The 19,381-nt window shown below is 67.1% G+C and carries 13 protein-coding genes; 2 read left to right on the forward strand and 11 right to left on the reverse strand.

Features of this window, described 5'->3' with window-relative positions; translation table 11 throughout:
• Positions 1 to 224: 224 nt before the first annotated feature.
• Positions 225 to 1,595: an MFS transporter gene (locus ACIHAO_RS27205; RefSeq protein ID WP_396562408.1), complete on the reverse strand. Its 1,371-nt coding sequence runs from the start codon at positions 1,593 to 1,595 to the stop codon at positions 225 to 227.
• 36 nt (positions 1,596 to 1,631) lie between these two features.
• Here ACIHAO_RS27205 and ACIHAO_RS27210 point away from each other — a divergent pair, with 36 nt between their 5' ends.
• Positions 1,632 to 2,186, forward strand: coding sequence for a hypothetical protein (locus ACIHAO_RS27210; protein WP_396562410.1), 555 nt, complete (start codon positions 1,632 to 1,634; stop codon positions 2,184 to 2,186).
• Here the strand turns inward: ACIHAO_RS27210 and ACIHAO_RS27215 are convergent.
• Positions 2,164 to 2,568 carry a hypothetical protein gene (locus tag ACIHAO_RS27215; RefSeq protein WP_396562412.1) on the reverse strand — a complete coding sequence of 135 codons (405 nt, stop codon included), beginning with the start codon at positions 2,566 to 2,568 and terminating at the stop codon, positions 2,164 to 2,166. The genes ACIHAO_RS27210 and ACIHAO_RS27215 overlap by 23 nt on opposite strands.
• 271 nt (positions 2,569 to 2,839) lie before the next feature.
• Between ACIHAO_RS27215 and ACIHAO_RS27220 the strand changes: the two genes are divergently transcribed.
• On the forward strand, positions 2,840 to 3,466 hold the full coding sequence (locus ACIHAO_RS27220; RefSeq protein ID WP_396562414.1) for a hypothetical protein: 627 nt from the start codon (positions 2,840 to 2,842) through the stop codon (positions 3,464 to 3,466).
• Positions 3,467 to 3,530: 64 nt separating this feature from the next.
• On the opposite strand, the gene ACIHAO_RS27225 is transcribed toward ACIHAO_RS27220, so the two are convergent.
• The 9 genes from ACIHAO_RS27225 to araB form a co-directional block, all read right to left on the reverse strand.
• On the reverse strand, positions 3,531 to 7,265 hold the full coding sequence (locus ACIHAO_RS27225; protein ID WP_396562416.1) for a glycoside hydrolase family 2 TIM barrel-domain containing protein: 3,735 nt from the start codon (positions 7,263 to 7,265) through the stop codon (positions 3,531 to 3,533).
• Positions 7,266 to 7,287: 22 nt separating this feature from the next.
• Complete coding sequence (locus ACIHAO_RS27230) at positions 7,288 to 8,745, reverse strand: family 43 glycosylhydrolase (protein ID WP_396562418.1); 1,458 nt, start codon at positions 8,743 to 8,745, stop codon at positions 7,288 to 7,290.
• Positions 8,746 to 8,747: 2 nt separating this feature from the next.
• Positions 8,748 to 11,279 carry an alpha-L-arabinofuranosidase C-terminal domain-containing protein gene (locus ACIHAO_RS27235; RefSeq protein WP_396562420.1) on the reverse strand — a complete coding sequence of 844 codons (2,532 nt, stop codon included), beginning with the start codon at positions 11,277 to 11,279 and terminating at the stop codon, positions 8,748 to 8,750.
• 250 nt (positions 11,280 to 11,529) lie between these two features.
• Positions 11,530 to 12,777 (reverse strand): multiple monosaccharide ABC transporter permease, encoded by a 1,248-nt coding sequence (gene mmsB, locus ACIHAO_RS27240; RefSeq protein WP_396562422.1) that lies wholly within the window; start codon positions 12,775 to 12,777, stop codon positions 11,530 to 11,532.
• Between the two features lie 3 nt (positions 12,778 to 12,780).
• A complete protein-coding gene (gene mmsA, locus ACIHAO_RS27245) occupies positions 12,781 to 14,304 on the reverse strand; it encodes a multiple monosaccharide ABC transporter ATP-binding protein (RefSeq protein ID WP_396562424.1) in 1,524 nt (507 codons plus the stop codon).
• A gap of 4 nt (positions 14,305 to 14,308) precedes the next feature.
• Positions 14,309 to 15,436: a multiple monosaccharide ABC transporter substrate-binding protein gene (gene chvE / locus ACIHAO_RS27250; protein ID WP_396562426.1), complete on the reverse strand. Its 1,128-nt coding sequence runs from the start codon at positions 15,434 to 15,436 to the stop codon at positions 14,309 to 14,311.
• A 26-nt stretch (positions 15,437 to 15,462) separates the two neighbouring features.
• Positions 15,463 to 16,968, reverse strand: coding sequence for an L-arabinose isomerase (gene araA / locus ACIHAO_RS27255; RefSeq protein ID WP_396562428.1), 1,506 nt, complete (start codon positions 16,966 to 16,968; stop codon positions 15,463 to 15,465).
• On the reverse strand, positions 16,965 to 17,651 hold the full coding sequence (locus ACIHAO_RS27260; RefSeq protein WP_125782774.1) for an L-ribulose-5-phosphate 4-epimerase: 687 nt from the start codon (positions 17,649 to 17,651) through the stop codon (positions 16,965 to 16,967). The genes araA and ACIHAO_RS27260 overlap by 4 nt, the downstream gene beginning before the upstream one ends.
• Positions 17,648 to 19,321 (reverse strand): ribulokinase, encoded by a 1,674-nt coding sequence (gene araB, locus ACIHAO_RS27265; protein WP_396562431.1) that lies wholly within the window; start codon positions 19,319 to 19,321, stop codon positions 17,648 to 17,650. Before araB ends, ACIHAO_RS27260 begins: the two co-directional genes overlap by 4 nt.
• Between the last annotated feature and the right edge of the window lie 60 nt (positions 19,322 to 19,381).

Genomic DNA, 19,381 nt, shown 5'->3' on the forward strand with positions numbered 1-19,381 from the left:
ACCTGCAAGGACTGCTGCACGCCATGGGCAAGCTCCAGCTTGCCGGCGCGCCACAGTTCCTGCGGCAACTCGGGAAGGAAAGTCTCGGACACCCCACAATAATACCCCAAAACAATCGAACAGGCGTTCGCAATTTTAAGCAACCACCGAAAAGAACAGTCACCACGGACGAGTGAATCATGCCGTCAACCTGAATCACCTTGCGTAAGACACCCGAAATGCAATTAGTCGACTAATTGCGAAGGTCTTCGGGAGCGCTCCGGAAGTCGAAGTGCGGCAGCGACACCACCAGCGGCGACGAGACCGACAAACCCGAACACGACACCGAAAGCCAACACGGGCCGCGCGTCAAGCCCCGCCAGGATCGCGCCCGTCACCGCCACCCCGGCCACCGCACCCACCTGCCGAACCGTGTTGAACAGTCCCGAGGCGCCGCCCGCGGCATCGGGTTCGACGGACGCCATCGCAATGGCGGACAGCGGTGACCACGCCAGAGCGTTGGCAGCACCCAGAAGCGCGGCGCCCACCGAGATCCACCAGGGATTCAGGCTCAGCACCACTACCAGCCCGATGAGCAGCAGACTCACCGCCAGCAGGCTCATGCCGAGTATCGCCGGCCGTCGCCCGCCCACCCGGTCGACCCAGCGGCCGGCCGGTGGCGACAGCAGGATCGCGACGACGGCGTCCGGTGCCAGGACCATCGCGGCTTCCATCGGGCCGAAACCGCGCATCTCTTGGATGTAGAGCATGGTGGGCAGTGCCATCGCGAGGACCGTCGCGCCGAGTGACGCCATCGCGAGGCTCGCGGACAAGTACCCGGACGAGCGATAGAGCCGCAAGGGTGCGAGGGCGTCCGCGCCTTGCCCGCGTTCCCGGAACCAGAAACCGATGAACAACGCGATGGCAAGAGCGGTCGCGGGCAGTGAAAGCGGGCGCCAGGACAGCAAGGCCCACACGAGGAGGCTGAGACCGGCCGTGCTCAACGCGGCGCCGAGCAGATCGAAGCGTGCGATGCTTCCCGGGCTTCCCGGAATCAGGCGGATGCCCATGACCACGGCGACGACGCAGAGCGGCACGTTGACCCAGAAGATCCAGCGCCAATCCAGGCTCGCCGTCAACAGCCCGCCCAGAATGGGGCCGAGCAAGGTGGCGGCCGCCGCCACGGAGCCCCAGATGCCGAACGCGCGCCCTCTCTCGTCTTCGGCGAAGAGTCGTCGGATCAAGGTGAGCGGTTGCGGCGACATCGCGGCCGCCGCCAAGCCTTGCAGGATCCGGAACGCGATGAGCCAGCCGATCGACGGCGCGAGCCCGCACAACGCCGAGGTGACGCCGAAGGCTCCCATGCCGAAAAGGTAGACACGCTTCGGATCGAAGAGATCTCCCAGCCTGCCGGCGACCAGGAGCGGAACCGAAAACGCGAGCAGGTAGCCCGCGGTCACCCAGAACAAGGCGGCGACGTCCCCGCCCAGTTCGGCTTGAATGCTCGGGCTCGCCACCGCGACGATGGTCGTGTCCAGCAGGAGCACGAAGAATCCGGCGAGCAGGGCCGCGAGCCCACCCCATCTCGAGGAACCCATATCGCACACCTTATCCACGGAGACAGCCAGGAGGAACGCGGTTAGGGTCTCGCCATGACCACTCTTCCGCGCGGCGGCGGCCCCGCCAGGGCCCTGGTGGCCGTCGAAGCGAGCATCGAGGACCGCTGGCGACGTTTCCTCGACGAATACGGTGTCACCGCCGGAACGGAAGCGGAGAACGACCTCGCCGAATTGGTCGTCGCCGACACTTCCGCGTTCGAATGGCGTGTGGTCGACGCGGCCCTCGACAGGCTGGCCTGCGACGACTGCGGCAACGCGCTCGGCGCGGGGCCAACCGGCTGCGGGAAATGCGACCAGGCCAACGGATTCCGGTTCGCGGCCATCGAGACCGACCGACCCGCGACACCGCCGGGCACCGAGCACGGGCTCCGCGTCGCCACCGCCGTCGCCCGCACCCGGCACCGCTACGGAGTGCGTGCACGCTGCGGTTTCGAACTCGGACTCCCACTCCTTCTCCAGGGAGAATTGTCCGGTACGGCTCAAGCGCAGGCGTACCGGGCAGCGATCAACAAGCTCACGGAAGAGGAATGCGAACGCGTGACCTCGTTCGACGAGGTCACGCGGCTCAGTAGTCGTCGCGTCCGGTGAACTGCTGCTCCAACAGCTCCGCCGAACCCGCGACGAGTTCGAGCGGGTCGGTGAACTCGTTGATGTCGAGGTTCACCAAGGGCAGGGAGTGGCGCAGCACCAGGTGGTCTCCCATGACCACCAGTCCCCCGACGACGATCGTGTTGCCGATCTCCGTCAGCACGCTCGCGAGGTCGACCTGGTCGACGCGCGCGAACGGCGTCGCGATCTGCACCCAGTCCTCACGACGGTCGAAGACCTCCCGTGCGATGACCACGGTCTGGGCCCGCTCTTCGTAGTCGTCGTCACCGTAGGACAACCGGATGCGAATTTCGTCCGGTTCGTCCTTCACCACCCGATATTCGTGCCGTACGAACGCGACCAGATCGGCCCATTCCGCCATGAATTCAGTCTCCTTCGCAGTCGAAGATCAAGACTAGCGACTACCCCGGGTGGAGAGTGCGACCCCAGCCTGACATCACCCGGACAGCGGCGGACCGTGCGTGTTCCGATACCGAGGCTGTGGTCCCGTGGGGTGAACCGAGTGTGCCGTCTGTCTTGATGACTTCGCGCCGGAGAATTGCCATTGATCGAATCAGTGGGCAACACGGTCGCCCGTATGCCTTTTCGATCTTGTTGTAGTCTCCGTCGGCATCTTCGACAGGGGAGACCAGGTGACGAACAACGATAGCGGCCGGTCGAAAACCGACCGCGCGAGAAATGCGGATACCGCGGAACCGGCAGTGACCGCGGCGCTTGTCAGCCGACGTGGAGCGATTTTGGCGGCCGTCATAACCGCGGTGGTCGGCCTTGTGGGCACGGTGGTCGTGGCACTCATCAACACCGGTTCGCAGCCGGTGAAAGGCGCCGCGGTGCCATCCGCGTCATCGCCGCAAGAAGTCACCAGCGCGGGGGAACAGGAGAACAAGCCCGCCGAAGCCGTTCCCGAGCAGGTGAAAATCGACGCGGACATGGGGGCCGACCTCGACGAGCCCCGCGTCACCCCGGTGTCCACCTCCGGCCCCAATGGCGACATAGACCTCCACTTCGACGGAAACTATTTGGCGTCCAATCGATCAGGCCTTTTCTACTACTACGGAACCGAACAGGAAGCCAAGGCGCAGTGCCCGAAGATCGTTTCCGAGGGAAAGGGAAAAGTTCCCGGACCCGAGGTGCTGTTCACCGGTGGCCAACATTGCCTGCGGACATCCAAGGGAACGGCCGGATGGCTCAGCGTGAACGATGTCAAGATCGACGGCAATTCCGGCTATATCGTCCTCAATTACAAGTTGTTCCTCTAGCCGGACGATGCCGCGAAAGCCACCACACCCGATGAGGTGAAGTGGCTTTCGCGACGTCCGAAGGTCAGCCGCCGGCCGGCAACCCCGCCCGCGCTTCCTGCTGGGTCAACGGCCGAAGCGACAGCGTGTACTCGTACGTGCTGTCCGGCTGGACCTGGCTGCGTTCCCGCACCGGGTTCGGCGTGTCCCCGACCCCGGTCACCGCGTGGCTCGCGTGCAGCGTGAACCAGCCCTTGTTGCGCTGCAACTGGAACGGGTACGCCGCCCGGTCGAGGTCGTCGAACGGTGTCACGCTGACGTCGTTCGCTCCCCCGACCAGCAGGCCGCCGGTCCGGCCGTCGGTGAGCAGCGCCCATCGGCTGTCGGTGTGGTTGCCGTGGTCCTGCGGCCGGTGGTACTCGACGTACTGCTGGTCCACCGTGCTCGACTGCACGCCGATCGGTGTCCCGTCCCGGCGGTCGACGTAACTCTCGGCTTTTCGCCCATACCAGGCGAACCGGTCATACCGGTCCGGCACCGCCAGCGCGACGCCGATCCGGGGCAGATACGGCAGCGTGCGGACGCTCCCCTGCGGCACCACCTTGTTGCCGAGGCTCAGGGTTCCGGTCCGGTCGACGGTGTAGGTCATCGTCTGGTCGAACCACGCCCCGGCGACGTCCGGCGCCGCGACCTGACTGTCGACGATCACCCGCACGCTTCGCGAGCCGTCCTTCTCGACCCGCACCCCCGTGACCGTGGTCTTCAGCCGGTCCAGGCCTGCCTTACGCCAGTCCTCGCCCTCGGCCCTGCCCCAGGCGAAGGTCTCGTTGCTGATGGGTGCCCGCCACGCGTCGAGTTTCGGTCCGGCGGTCAGCAGTTCCTTGCCCTGATGCCGGATGGACGTCAGCGCACCACTCGCCTTGTCCACCTTGTACGTGACCCCGGCCGCCGACGCCGTCACCGAACCCGCGTCCTCGACGACTCCGACGGCCTTTCCGTCGAGCGGCGTCCGGTCCAGGCCCGGAATCCGCTTACCGCCCAGGGAGAACTGGTCGTGAGCCAGGACGTGCCCTCGCGCGAGCATGGGCTCGCCCTGGGTCGTCACCGCCTCGACGGTGAGGAAACGCTCGCGATCCGCGGGATTCGGCGGTACCGGAACGGCGACCCGCCCGGTCGCCGCCGCGCCGACCCGCAACGGCTGTTCGCCGCGGGCGACGATCCGTGAGCCTTCTTGGATCCGCCACCGCAGGTTCAGCTCATCGGTGCCCTTGAACTGCCGCTCGTTGGTCACCGACAACGAACCACCCGAGTAGGCGAACCGGAGCGGCTGGTGTGCCCACGCCATCTGCGCGGTCTCCGGCTGTGCCGAACGATCCGAATCGATCAGACCGTCCACACCGGACAGACTGGAGCCATAGGACAGGTGGCTCCCCCGGTCCGTGACGCTGTCGAAGTCCAGTGCCAGGACGGCCCCGCCAGCCGGGGTGAGGCCGGCCAATTCCGCGGCGGATAGCGGCTTGTCGTAGATGCGGACGTCGTCGACGGCGCCGCGGCCCATCCAGCCGATGTTCGACGGGTCGTTCCACGACGTCTCGAAGTCGCGGCCGACGTTGACCTCCGCCGAAGACGGGTCGATCGCGCCGGTGAACGGTTTGCTGCCGACCTCCTTGCCGTCGAGATAAAGCCGCAAGGCCGTGCCGTCGTAGGTGCCACTCACCCGGTGCCAGTTGCCGTAGAAGTCGGCGGGCACCTTGGCCTGCACCGCCTGCCAAGTTCCACTGTGGATGAAGAACTCCAGGGTGTCCTGCGTCTTCATCTTGAGCGCGTACTGATGATCGCCCTTGCCGAGGATACGGAAGTCGCCGGTCCACTTGCCCGGCTTCACCCAGGCGTCCAGGGTCAGCGCCTTACCGGTGATGTCGAGTTTGCGATCGCGGTAGACCTCGACGAAATCGTCCAGTCCGGACAGCGCCAGTGCCTTGCCGCGATGGCCGTCGACCAGGTCCGGTTCACCGCTGAGATGAGCCGAGATGTCGTTGCCCGACGAATCGGGCGTGGTCCGGATCCGCTGCCGGATGTTCTGCTCCGCCCAGTCCCAGATGAACCCGCCCTGGGTCTGCGGGTTCGCCCGGATCGTGTCCCAGAACTCCCGGAAATTCCCGAGGCTGTTGCCCATCGCGTGGGCGTACTCGCCGAAGATCAGCGGCTTGGTGGTGTTCTTCGCCTGCTCGGCGAACTTTTCCGGCGACGGATACCGCGGCCCCCACACGTCGGCGAAGGGCGCGTCGCCGTCCGGGTTGTTCGACTGGTGGTAGATCGGCCGGGTCGGCTCGTTCGCGTCCAGCCATTCCGCCAGCGCGAAGTGATGCGCGCCGAGGCCCGCCTCGTTGCCGGTGTCCCACAGGAAGACGCTCGGATGGTTCTTGTCCCGTTCGACCATGCCGATCATGCGGTCGAAGAACGCGTCCCGCCAGGCCGGGTCGTTCGCCTGGCAATACTGAGCGCAGTTCTCGTGGTTGTGGGTCTCGATGTCGATCTCGTCGTCGATCCAGAGCCCGTGCCGGTCGGCCAGTTCGTAGAAGTAGGGGTCCGACGGGTAATGCGAGGTGCGAACCGCGTTGACATTGAGCTGCTTCATCAGCGCGACGTCGCGTTCCTGCGCCCGCCGGGGCACGTGCCTGCCGTGATCCGGGTCGGTCTCCGCCCGGTTGACACCCTTGAACAGCACCCGTTTCCCGTTGACCAGCAACTGCTTGTCGCGGATCTCGATCTCGCGGAACCCGACCGTCTCGCTCGTGATGTGCGTGACGCGGCCGTCGGGCGCGGTCAACGTGAAGACAGCCGTGTACAGGTTCGGCGTCTCGTCGGTCCACTTCGCGGGGTTACGGACGGGCAGGCTCAACGTGGTCTTGCCACCGGCGTCGACCTCGCCGCTCACGGACCCGGCCTCCTTGCCCGCGGTGTCGCGCAGGCTCAGCCCGACCCGGTGCCTGCCCGTGATCCCACCGGGTTTGGTGGCGACCTCGACCGCGGCCTTGAGGGTGGCGTCGGTGTAGGCCGCGTCGAGGTCGGTCGTCAGTCCCACGTCCTGGATGAACGTCCCCGGCGCCGAATGCAGGGTCACCGAGCGGAAGATGCCCGAGTACCGCCACTGGTCGACGTCCTCCAGATAGGCACCCGCGCTCCAGCGGTGCACCTGCACGGCGATGCGGTTCTGGCCGGGGCGCAGCGCGGAGGAGATGTCGAACTCCGCCGGCGTGTAGCCGCCCTGGTCGTAGCCGATGTACTTGCCGTTGACCCAGACGAAGTACGCCGACGTGACCCCCTCGAAGCGCAGGAAGGTCTCGCGTTCCGTCCAGTCCGCGGGCAGGGTGAAGTCACGGACGTAGGCGCCGGTCGGGTTGACGTCCCGCGGGACGCGCGGCGGGTCGTCGGGCTGGATTTCGGTGGCGATGTTGCGGAAGATCGGGTGATCCAGACCGTCCGTCTGCCACGTGTGCGGGACGGACACCTCGCGCCAGCGCGACGTGTCGTAGCCGTCCTCGTGGAACCCCGCCGGTACCTGCGACGGGTTGTCCGCCATCGCGATCCGCCACTTGCCGTCGAGCGACTGTGTGTAGGGGCTGCGTTCATCGCGGCGAGCCGCGGCGGAGACATCGGCGTAAGGACGAAGAAATGCGTGCGCTGGCTCCTGACCTTCGGCGACCTTCCGTGGATCGTCGAGGTAGGACTGGACATCGGCGGCGGCCGGAGTGACGGCCGCGACCAGGGTCCCGGCGAGCATCGCCAGGACCAGGACGATGGGGCGTGTTCGCAGCACTGCGTTCGACCTCCCAGGAAGTTCAGCTGAGCCGGAAGCTGACCCGTTGACGATCCCGCACCGCGGTACCGGGACGGAAGACCAAGATCCTTCCCTTGTCGTGGGCCAAATAGGTGGCAGGTTCACCCGGCAGGCGGAACGACACCGCCAGCCGGTCGGCAAGGCCCGGCACCTGGGTGAAACTCGCCGCCCGGCCGTAGGCGTCGCTCTCGTCGTACGGATCGATCCGTACGGTCGAGGCATCGACCACCCGGACGTAGCGGTCCGGGAAGTTCACCGATTGCAGGGCGACGGTTCCCGCTCCGCGGAATCCCCCGACGATCCGGAACTGCGAGTCGGCGAGCTCACGGACGTTGCCATCCGCCGTCAGCCGGTACTCGTAGTGCCGCACGTACAGCGCGGGATCGTCCAAAGGGGACAGTCGGACACAAGGCCCGCCGTTGCCGACCGGGACGCCGAAACTCGGCGTCCCGTCATCGTTCCAGTACAGCCGCTGGACTCTCGTGTGCCGGTTCGGGTCGTACAGCGGATCGCCGGTGATGTCGCGGTAGTCGCGGGCGTGGTAGACGAGCACGTCGGACCCGTCTTCGGCGACAGTGAACGAGTTGTGCCCCGGTCCGTACTGCCGGGTGGCCTCGTTTGTGGTGAACACCGGCTGCGGTGACTTCGTCCACGAACGAGGGTCGAGCAGGTCCGAACGTTCGTCCGCGGTGAGCAATCCCATGCAGTAGCGGGCGTCGGTGGCGCTCGCCGAATAGGTCATGAGCACCCGCCCGTTGCGGATGAGCACCGCCGGCCCCTCGTTGACCTTGAATCCCTGGATCTCCCACGGCAGCGTGGGCACCGCGAGCCGGACGGGATCACCCTTGATCGCCAGCGGCGAGGCCATCTCGGCGAGGTACACGTTGCTGTTGGTCGCGATCCCGGGTTCGCTCTGCGCCCAGGCGAAGTACCGTTTGCCGCGATGCTCGAACGTCGTCGAGTCGAGCGTGAAGGTGTCCCACTTGGTCACCATCTGCCCCCGTAGCACCCACGTGCCCGCTCGAGGATCGTCCGAAGTGGACTCCAGCGCGTACGTCCGGATACGGAACACGTCGTCCGAGTCGCCCGCGGCGAAGTAGACGTACCAGCGCCCGTCGATCCAGTGCAGTTCCGGCGCCCAGATGTGGCCGCCCATCTTCCCGGACGACGGCCGTCGCCAGATGGTCGTCTCCCTGGCGGTGGCCAGGCCGTCGATCGTGGCGGCGCCGCGTACGACGATCCGGTCGTATTCGGGCACCGAACCGGTCAGGTAGTACATCCCGTTCACCGGCCGGGTGATGAACGGGTCGGCACGCTGTTCGACCAGCGGGTTCCGGGTGGTCAACGACATGGGACCGGCCTCGGCGGCCTGGGCCGTACCCGGCGCCAGGCTGCCGACGGCGGTGGCGGCCAAGAGCCCGCCTCCGGCTTTGAACAGGTCACGACGGTCGATCGTCATGGTCATCCCCTCACTCGGGCCGGGAACCGCAGGAAGGTCACGGAGTTCGGCGGGAAGGTGTAGGTGAAGCTGTTCGACACGCCGGAGAACCGCGATTCGCGCGGCGCGATCGGTGTGGCGAATGCGGTGTTGACGTCGTCCGGTGAGCCCTGCAACGTCGTCACACGGGCGGTCGAACCTGGCTGGACGCGGCCGCCGAGATCGACCCGGGTGCGGGCGGCCGAGGTCTGGGCGTTGACCACCTTGACCACGAGTTCGCCGGTCCTGACGTCGCGGGTGACGACCTGGCGGAACGGTTCGGCGACCTTGTCGTCGGTGAACGAGCCCCATTTCCGGCCGTCGAGGAACAGCGTCACCTGACGGCCGCGGACCTCGACCCGCAGGTCGTACTGCTTGCCGGTCTCGATCTTGGTGTCGTTCTGGAGCAGGGTCTGCTTGCCGCCGCCTTCGGTCTTCTCGACGGCGGAGACGGTGTTGTTCCAGCCGCCGAGATTCCACCAGTAGTTGTTGCCGGTGTCCTTGACGCCGAACGCGACCAGGAAGCCTTCCCTGCCGCCGGTCTTGGTCGCCTTCACGGAGAAGTCGTAGTTGCTCCACGACGGATCCCCCGCGGTCACCAGGGTGTTCTCGGCGGCCTGGTCCGACTGGACGTAGGCCCCGTTCGACACCGCCCACGATCCCCGTCCGGCCACCTTCGACCAGCGTGAGTCGTCGCCGGAGAAGTCGTCCGAGAACAGCTGCGCACCGTCGGCCGACGTGATCTTGACGTCGTCGTAGGCCGCGCTCGTGGCCCAGGTCGACAGTCCGATCGCGCCCGAGATCGGCGCGACGGTGGCAGGCGTGGCGGAGGCCTTGCTCGGGACCACGTGGTCGCCGACGTTGGTCATGAACAGCTTCTGCGTCTCGTAACTGGCCGACCCCCACGAACGCTGGTTGTCGAACCAGATCATGTCCGGTTTCCACTGCACGTAGTCGGTGTTCGCCAGCAGCGGCGCGTACGACGCGAGCTTGACGACGTCGGCGTTCCGCTCCAGCCCGGTCATGTACGCGGCTTCGGCCAGCGCGTTGCCGAACTTGTTGTCCAGCGACGCGTACTCGCCGAGGAAGACCTTCGGGCCGTTGCGATCGTAGGTGTCGTAGCGCTGGTTGTTCTGGAGAAACCACTGCGGGCTGTTGTAGTAATGCTCGTCGACCATCGAGACCTTCGCGTTCCGGTTCAGGTCCCACAGCCGGTCGAACGTCGCGCCGGTGTCGTCCGGTCCCGAGTTGCCGATCACCGTGATCCCCGGGTACTTCGCCGCGATCGCCTTGCGGAACTCGGTGAAGCGGGCGAAGTACTCGTCGGGCAGGTTCTCCTCGTTGCCGACGCCGACATGCGTCAGGTTGAACGGCGCCGGATGCCCCATTTCGGCCCGCTTCTTGCCCCAGGTCGAGGTGACCGGGCCGTTGGCGAACTCGATCAGGTCGAGCGTGTCCTGGATGTGCCGTCGCAGCAACGCCGGATCGTCGGTCGCCTTGTTCTGCCCGCAGCCGGTGACCAGCGCCGGCACCACCGGCAGCGGCATCGCGCCGATGTCCTCGGAGAATTGGAAGTACTCGTAGTAGCCGATGCCGTAGGACTGGTTGTAGCCCCAGAAGTTCGCGTTCGTGGCCCGCTGCTCGACCGGGCCGATGGTGTCCTTCCACTGGTACGAACGCTTCCGCTCCCAGTTCGGCGCCTCGTAGCCCTGGTGGCTGCCGGTGTTGACGAGGCAGCCGCCGGGGAACCGCACGAAACCGGGCTTGAGCGCGGCGATCTTCTCCGCGAGGTCGGCCCGCATGCCGCCTGCCCGGTTCTTGTACGTGTCGCGCGGGAACAGCGACACCATGTCCAGCCGCAGGGTCCCGCCGCCCGACGCGGTCAGCGCGAGCCTGCCCAGCGCGCTCGATTCCCGCGCCCGGACGCTGCCGGTGTACTTCACCCAGCCGTCGCCGCGGACCTGGACCCGCAGCGGATCGGCGAGCGCCTTGCCCGCCGGATCGGTGACGGCCACCGTGAGCGGTGTACCCGCGCGATCGGTCCGGGCGAACACCGAGAAGTCGTACTGCTTGCCTGACTCAACCCGGATCCCCGAGTTGTAGCCGGAATTCGCGACGCCGTACTCGCCACGGGCGAGGTCGAGCTTGAGATAGCGGCGGTTCCGTTCGTTGAGCCGTCGGTCGTCGTCGGCCACCGTCGCCGTGCCGGAGCCCCCATTGAGCGACGTGGGTGCCCACGACGTCAACGGCGTGTACGACGCGTTGTCGGCCTTGTCGTACTCGAAAGACCGGTTCTGCACGAGTTCGGCGTACAGCCCGCCGTCCGCCGCGCGGTTGATGTCCTCGAAGAAGACGCCGTACATCGAACGGTCGATCGTGGCACCACGTCCCGCCGCGTCCACGGCGAGGCTGTAGTCGGTCGCCGGTGTCTGGCCCGAAGCGGTCTGAACGGGCACGAGGACACCGGCGGCGATGGTCAGGGACAGCACACTGATCCGGATTGACCTGCTGCGCACAGCAACTTCCTTTCGCGACGTTGCGAGGAAACCGGGGTGAGGCGTGGGTCGCGTTGGTCGAAGGCGTTGCGAAAGCCACTTTCGCAACGTTGAAGGTTGCGAAAGTGGCTTTCGCAACCTGCCCAGTGGGAGCACGGCTGGGGTGGGCATCGGTGCGCATGGCCCGGGCAAGGATGTCCTGAAAGCCACTTTCAGGACATCCGACGTCGCGAAAGTGGCTTTCGCGACGCACCCCCGACCGCGCCCACCATCAGGCGGCGGTACGGGCCCGCCGTTTGGTCCAGATGTCGTAGGCGACTGCGACGAGCAGCACGAACCCCTTGACCAGGTTCACGCTTTCGGTCGGCGCGCCGATGAGGGACATGCCGTTGTTGATCACGCCCATGATCAGGCCGCCGGTGATCGCGCCGACCACCTTGCCGACCCCGCCCTGCACCGCGGCGCCGCCGATGAACGCCGCGGCGATCGCGTCGAGTTCGAACATGTTGCCCGCGGTCGGACCGGCCTGGTTGAGCCGTCCGGCCACGATGATCCCGGCCAGCGCCGAGAGCACGCCCATGTTGACGAAGATCCAGAACGTCACGGCCTTGACCTTGACGCCGGACAGGGTCGCGGCCTGGAGGTTCCCGCCGATGGCGTAGATGTGGCGGCCGAACACCGCGCGCGTCGTCACCAGCGAGTACCCGATCACCAGCACCGACAGCAGGATGAGCACCCACGGCAGGTTCTTGTACCGCGCCAGCTGCACCACCACGAACAGCACGACGGCGGCCGCCGCGGCGATCTTCAGCAGGAACATCGGCAGCGGATCCACCTCTTGCAGGTAGTTCAGCCGGGCCGTGCGCTTGCGCCATCGCGAGACGACCGCGCCGCCGATGGCCAGGACGCCCACCAGCAGGCTGACCACGTCGGCGCCGCCGAGCGGACCGAGCCCGATGTTGCCGAGATAGCCGCCGGTGAACCCGTTCGCCAGCGTCCGCACCTCGTCCGGGAACGGCCCGATCCCCTGGTTCCCGAGCACGGTCAGGGTGAGGGCGCGGAAGATCAGCATCCCGGCCAGCGTCACGATGAACGCCGGGATGCCGAAGTAGGCGACCCAATACCCCTGCCACGCCCCGATCACCGCGCCGACCGCCAGCGTGATCAGCAGCGCGAGCGGCCACGCCATGCCCATGTTCACCATCAGCACGGCCGAGATCGCGCCGGTCAGCGCCACCACGGAACCCACCGACAGGTCGATGTGCCCGGCGATGATGATCAAGATCATGCCGATCGCCAGGATCAGCACGTACGAGTTCTGCACGATCAGGTTCGAGATGTTCTGCGGTTCCAGCAGCGCGCCGCCGGTGAGGATCGAGAACAACACGACGATCAGCGCGAACGCGACGTAGATGCCGCTCTCGCGCGGGTTGAACGAGATCCGGCGCGGCGCCCTGGCCGGCCCGGCTCCCTGCTGGTCCGGGACACCGGTGACGGTGTCGGCGGAGGCGGTGCTCATGTCTTACTCCTGTTCCCTGGTCATCGCCCGCATGAGGACCTCTTGGGTGGCCTCGGCCCGGCCGACCTCGCCGGTGATCCGGCCGGCCGACAACGTGTAGATCCGGTCGCACAGACCCAGTAGCTCCGGCAGCTCGGACGAGATGACCAGGACGGCCTTCCCCTCATCGGCGAGCCGGTTGATGATCGTGTAGATCTCGTACTTCGCGCCGACGTCGATGCCGCGGGTGGGCTCGTCGAGGATCAGCACGTCCGGATCGGTGAGGATCCATTTGGACAGCACGACCTTCTGCTGGTTGCCGCCGGAGAGCGTGCCGGTCACACTGCGCACGTCCGGTGCCTTGATGTTCATGCTCTTGCGGAATTCTTCGGCGACACGGTGTTCTTCGTTCTCGTCCACCCAGCCACGCCGGGCGAGTTTGCCCAGCGCGGCGCCGGAGATGTTGCGCTGGATGTCCTCGATGAGGTTGAGCCCGTAGCGTTTGCGGTCCTCGGTGGCGTACGCGATCCCGTTGGCGACGGCGTCGCCGACCGTGCGCACCTCGATCTCCTTGCCGTCCTTGACCAGCCGTCCGGAGATGTCCTTGCCGTACGAGCGGCCGAACACGCTCATCGCGAGTTCGGTCCGTCCGGCGCCCATCAGGCCGGCCAGCCCGACGATCTCGCCGCGCCGCAGCGTCAGGCTCGCGCCGTCCACGACGACGCGGCCGTGTTGCGTCGGGCTGTGCACGGTCCAGTCCTCGATCCGGAGGACCTCCTCGCCGATCCGCGGTTCTCTCGGCGGGAACCGGTTCTCCAGTTTCCGGCCGACCATCCCGGCGATGATCCGGTCCTCGGTGACCGCGGCCGCGTCCAGCGTTTCGATCGTCCTGCCGTCCCGCAGGATGGTGATCGAATCGGCGATCGCGGCGATCTCGTTGAGCTTGTGCGAGATCAGGACGCAGGTGACGCCGTCGTCGCGCAGGCCGCGCAACAGTTCGAGCAGATGCGCCGAATCGTCGTCGTTCAGCGCCGCCGTCGGCTCGTCCAGGATCAGCAGTTTGACCTCTTTGGACAGTGCCTTGGCGATCTCCACCAGCTGCTGTTTGCCGACGCCGATGTCGAGCACCGGCGTCACCGGGTTCTCTCGCAGGCCGACGCGCCGCAGCAACTCGCCCGCGTCGGAGTTGGTCCGGTTCCAGTCGATCAGTCCGCCGCGCGCCTTCTCGTTGCCGAGGAAGATGTTCTCCGCGATGGACAGCTGCTGGCAGAGCGCGAGTTCCTGGTGGATGATCACGATGCCGCGGCGTTCGCTGTCGCGGATCGCGGAGAACGCGCACGGCTCACCGTCGAAGACGATCTCGCCGTCGTACGAGCCGTGCGCGTAGACACCCGAAAGCACCTTCATCAGCGTGGACTTGCCCGCGCCGTTCTCGCCGCAGATCGCGTGGATCTCTCCCCGGCGCACCGACAGGTTGACGTCCTGCAGCGCCTTGACGCCGGGGAAGGTCTTGGTGATCCCCCGCATCCGAAGGATTTCGTCGGTCACGTCGCTACCTCAGCTGTTCCGCTTTGTAGTAGCCCGAGTCGATGAGTTCCTTCTGGTAGTTCCCCTTGTTGAGGATGACCGACTCCAGCAGGAACGCCGGGACGACCTTCTGGCCGTTGTTGTAGTCGGTGGTGTTGTTGGTCTCGGCCTTGCCGCCCTTGAGCACCGCGTCGGCCATCTTGACCGTGGTCTCGGCGAGTTTGCGGGTGTCCTTGAAGATCGTCGAGTACTGCTCGCCGGCGATGATCGACTTCACCGACGCGACCTCGGCGTCCTGGCCGGTGACCACGGGGTACGGCTGGCCCGGGGTGCCGTAGCCGTTGCTCTTCAGCGCGGAGAGGATGCCGATGGAGAGCCCGTCGTACGGTGAGAGCACACCCTGCACCTTGTCGCCGGAGCTGTAGGTCTTGGTCAGCAGGTCTTCCATCCGCCGCTGCGCGGTCGCCGCCTGCCAGCGCAGGATCGCCGCGACGTTGAACGCGGTCTGGCCGCTCTTGACGACCAGCGTCCCGTTGTCGAGGTACGGCTTCAGCACCGACATGGCGCCGTTGAAGAAGAACGTCGCGTTGTTGTCGTCCGGCGAACCGGCGAAGAGCTCGACGTTGAACGGTCCCTTGCCCTCGCCGGGCGAACCGTCCTCCTTGAGCACCTTGAGCCCGGTGAGCAGCGACGTCGCCTGCTGCACACCGACCTTGAAGTTGTCGAAGGTCGCGTAGTAGTCGACGTTCGGGGTGTTGCGGATCAGCCGGTCGTAGGCGATGACCGGGATCTTCTTGTCCGCGGCCTCCTGCAGCTGGGTGGTGATCGCGGTGCCGTCGATCGAGGCGATCACGAGCAGCTTCGCACCCTTGGTGATCTGGTTCTCGATCTGGTTGACCTGGGTGGGGATGTCGTCCTCGGCGTACTGCAGGTCGACCTGGTAGCCCAGCTTTTCCAGCGCCGCCTTGATGTTGTCGCCGTCGTGGATCCAGCGCTCCGACGATTTGGTCGGCATGGTGACGCCGACGAGACCGCCGGCGGCGCCGCTCGCGGCCGCCTGCTGATCGACGGATTTCTCACTCGAACCGCAGGCCGTGAGCGCGGCACCGAGGCCGACCGCCACGGCCAGTGTGGCCAGTTTCGTGAACTTCATTGTTCCTTCTCTCCGGTGAGGACCGATCAGAATCCTTGTGCGAGCCGGTAATAGGCCTGGTTCCAGCGCATCCGGTCGGCGATCGAGGCGGAGGTCGTGCTCTGGTCGATCACCAGCAGCTCGACGTCGAGCATGGTGGCGAAATCCCGGATCGATTCGGCGCCGACCGCCTGCGTGAGCACCGTGTGGTGCGGCCCGCCCGCGGTGATCCACGCCTCGGCGGACGTCGCCAGCGACGGCGCCGGCTTCCACACCGCGCGTGCCACCGGCAGATTCGGCAGTGGCTCGTCCGGCGCGACGACCTCGACTTCGTTGGCCACCAGGCGGAACCGGTCGCCGAGGTCGGCGAGGCCGATCACGACGGCGTCACCGGCGGCGGCGTCGAACACCAGCCGGACGGGATCTTCGCGGCCGCCGATACCGAGCGGGTGGATCTCGCACGACGGCTTGGCGGCGGCGATGCTCGGGCAGACCTCGAGCATGTGCGCGCCGAGGATCTTCGGTTCGCCGGGGCCGAAGTGGTAGGTGTAGTCCTCCATAAAGGACGTTCCCCGCTCGGAGTCGCGGCCCATCGCCTTCACCGCGGTCAGCAGCGCGGACGTCTTCCAGTCCCCCTCGCCGCCGAAGCCGTAGCCGTCGGCCATCAGGCGCTGCACCGCGAGCCCGGGGAGCTGCCGCAGGCCGCCGAGATCCTCGAAGTTCGTGGTGAACGCGCCGAAACCGCCGTTCGTCAGGAACGTGCGAAGCCCTTGCTCGATCCGGGCGGCGTAGCGCAGCGATTCGTGCCGCTCGCCCGCCTTGGTCAGCTCCGGAGCCAGCGTGTACGAGTCGGCGTACTCCTCGACGAGCGTGTCGACCTCGGCGTCGGGCACCGCGTCGACCAGCGCGACGAGTTCGTTGACGCCGTAGGTGTTCACCGAGACGCCGAACTTCAGCTCCGCCTCGACCTTGTCCCCGTCGGTGACCGCGACGTCGCGCATGTTGTCACCGAACCGCGCGAGTTTGAGCGAGCCGATCGTCTGACGGCCGACCGCCGCGCGGACCCAGGCGTCGATCCGGTCGGCGACCGACGGATCCGCCGCGTGCCCGGCGATGGTCTTGCGCGGCACCCCGAGGCGGGTCTGGATGTAGCCGAACTCGCGGTCGCCGTGCGCGGCCTGGTTCAGGTTCATGAAGTCCATGTCGATGGACTGCCATGGCAGTGCCTCGTTGAGCTGGGTGTGCAGATGCAGCAAGGGTTTCCGCAGCGCGTCGAGGCCGATGATCCACATCTTCGCCGGCGAGAAAGTGTGCATCCACGCGATCACGCCGACGCAGGCGTCGTCCGCGTTCGCCTCGAGCATCACGCGCCGGATCGCCGACGGCTCGGTCAGCACCGGCTTCGCGACGATCCCGGCCGAGATCCGGCCGGTGTCGGCCAGCATCCGCTGGATCTGCAACGACTGGCCCGCGACCTGTTCGAGGGTTTCCTCGCCGTAAAGCGCCTGGCTCCCCGTGAGGAACCAGACCTCGGTCTTCCGCTGTGTGCTCACTTCTCTCCCTGCTGGCCGTAGACGTTCTGGTAGCGCGCGTAGAGCCGGTCCACGTCCTGTTCGGACAGTGGTTCCGGCGTGCCCAGCGCGGAAGCGATGTGGACGGTCTTCGCGACGTCCTCGACCATGACCGCGGCCTTGACCGCGTCCCGTGCGGTGCGGCCGACGGTGAACGGGCCGTGGTTGCGCATCAGCACCGCGGGCGAACGGCTGGACCGCAGGGTCTCGACGATGCCCCGGCCGATCGAGTCGTCGCCGATCAGCGCGAACGGCCCGACCGGGATCTCGCCGCCGAACTCGTCCGCGATCATCGTGAGCACGCAAGGGATCGGCTCCCCGCGCGCCGCCCAGGCGGTGGCGTACGTCGAATGCGTGTGGACCACTCCACCGACCTCGGGCATGTGCCGGTAGACGTAGGCGTGCGCGGCCGTGTCCGAAGACGGCGCCAAGTCGCCGTGGACGACTTCTCCGTACAGGTCGGTGACGACCATCGTGTCGGCGGTCAGGTCGCCGTAGGACACGCCAGACGGTTTGATCACCATCAGGTCGTGCCCGGGGACGCGCGCCGACACGTTGCCCGCGGTCCAGATGACCAGCTCGTAGCGGGTCAGCTCACTGTGCAACCGGGCGACGGTGTCCCGCAGTTCTTCGAAGGTGTCCGTGATCTCCACGGCGAGGCTCATCGGTGCTGTCCTTTCCTGGCGGCACGGCGGCGGGCGGCGAGCCGGTGCATGACGTCGTTGGTCCCGCGGCCGAAGTAGTCGTGCAGCGCGGCGTACTCGGCGTAAAGATCGTTGTAGGCCTTGACGTTCTCGGCGATCGGCCGGTGGACTGCGCGGCGGACCGAGCCCATCGCGAGCGCCGCGGCAGGCACGTCCGGATGTGCTCCTGCGGCGACGGCGGCGTGGATCGCCGAGCCCAGCGCGGGACTCTGCGCCGAACCGGCCACCGAAAGCGGCAGATTCGTCACGTCGGCGTAGATCTGCATCAGCAGCGGGTTCTTGACCAGGCCGCCGGCGACGATCAGTTCGGTGACCGGCACCCCGGCGCGCTCGAAGGTCTCGATGATCGTCCTGGTGCCGAACGCGGTCGCTTCCAGCAGCGCGCGGTAGGTGTCCTCGGCGCGGGTCGCGAGCGTCTGCCCGACGACGACTCCGGAGAGCTCGTGGTCGACCAGCACCGACCGGTTCCCGCTGTGCCAGTCGAGCGCGACGAGTCCGTGCTCACCGATCTCCTGTACCGAGGCGAGCCGGGTGAGCAGTTCGTGGACGGAGATCCCCGCTTCCCTGGCGTCGTCCACATAGGACGCGGGGACACCGTGTTCGACGAACCACGCGAAGATGTCGCCGACCCCGCTCTGCCCGGCCTCGTAGCCCCACTGCCCGGAAACGATTCCGCCGTCGACGACGCCGCACATCCCCGGCACCTCGCGCAGTTCGGCGCCGTTCATCACGTGACAGGTCGAGGTGCCCATGATCGCGACCATCTGCCCCGGCTCCACCGCCTGGACGGCGGGCGCGGTGACATGCGCGTCGACGTTGCCGACGGCGACCGCGATGCCTTCCGGCAGCCCTGTCCACTCCGCCGCCTGGGCGCTCAGGCTTCCCGCCTTGGCGCCTAGGGCGCCCAGCGGATGCACGAGTTTGTCGTCCACGAAGGACCCGAAGCCGGGCGCGAGCTCCTCCAGGAACTCGGCGCTCGGGTAGCGGCCGTCCTGGAGGATGCCCTTGTACCCGGCGGTGCACGCGTTGCGGACGTAGGTCCCGGTGAGCTGCCAGACGATCCAGTCGGCGAGTTCGACCCAGTGCCGCATCCGGTCGTAGACCTCGGGCGCCTCCTCGAAGACCTCCAGCGCCTTGGCGAACTCCCACTCCGAGGAGATCAGCCCGCCGTAGCGCGGAAGCCAAGACTCGCCGCGCTTTCGCGCCAGCGCGTTGATCCGGTCCGCCTGCGGCTGCGCGGAATGGTGCCGCCACAGCTTCACGTAGGCGTGTGGATTCCCGGCCAACCCGGGCAGTTCGCACAGCGGTGTGCCCTCGGCCGTGGTCGGCACCATGGTGCAAGCGGTGAAGTCGGTGCCGATGCCGATCACGTCGGCGGGGTCCGCCCCGGCGGCGCGGACGGCTTCCGGCACGGCGGTGCGGAGGACGTCGACGTAGTCCGACGGCACCTGCAGCGCCCAGTCCGGCGGCAGACCGTGCCCGGTCTCCGGCAGGATCCGGTCGATCACGCCGTGGCGGTACTCCGAAACCGCACTGCCCAGTTCCGCGCCGTCGCGAACGCGGACCACGACGGCCCGGCCGGACAGCGTCCCGAAGTCGACGCCGACGACCAGCGGCTCACCTGTACTCACTTCTTCTCCCGCACTGTTAGCGTTCACATTTCTGGTCGAGGGCCACCGCGAAAAGCGGTG

It is taken from the genome of Amycolatopsis sp. NPDC052450, assembly GCF_044547565.1.
GTDB lineage: Bacteria > Actinomycetota > Actinomycetes > Mycobacteriales > Pseudonocardiaceae > Amycolatopsis.

Excerpts from the sequence above, each read along its gene's own strand:
- ACIHAO_RS27210 (WP_396562410.1), top strand. The coding sequence starts at position 1,632 with ATGACCACTCTTCCGCGCGGCGGCGGCCCCGCCAGGGCCCTGGTGGCC.
- ACIHAO_RS27215 (WP_396562412.1), bottom strand. The coding sequence starts at position 2,568 with ATGGCGGAATGGGCCGATCTGGTCGCGTTCGTACGGCACGAATATCGG.
- ACIHAO_RS27230 (WP_396562418.1), bottom strand. The coding sequence starts at position 8,745 with ATGACGATCGACCGTCGTGACCTGTTCAAAGCCGGAGGCGGGCTCTTG.
- mmsB (WP_396562422.1), bottom strand. The coding sequence starts at position 12,777 with ATGAGCACCGCCTCCGCCGACACCGTCACCGGTGTCCCGGACCAGCAG.
- chvE (WP_396562426.1), bottom strand. The coding sequence starts at position 15,436 with ATGAAGTTCACGAAACTGGCCACACTGGCCGTGGCGGTCGGCCTCGGT.
- ACIHAO_RS27260 (WP_125782774.1), bottom strand. The coding sequence starts at position 17,651 with ATGAGCCTCGCCGTGGAGATCACGGACACCTTCGAAGAACTGCGGGAC.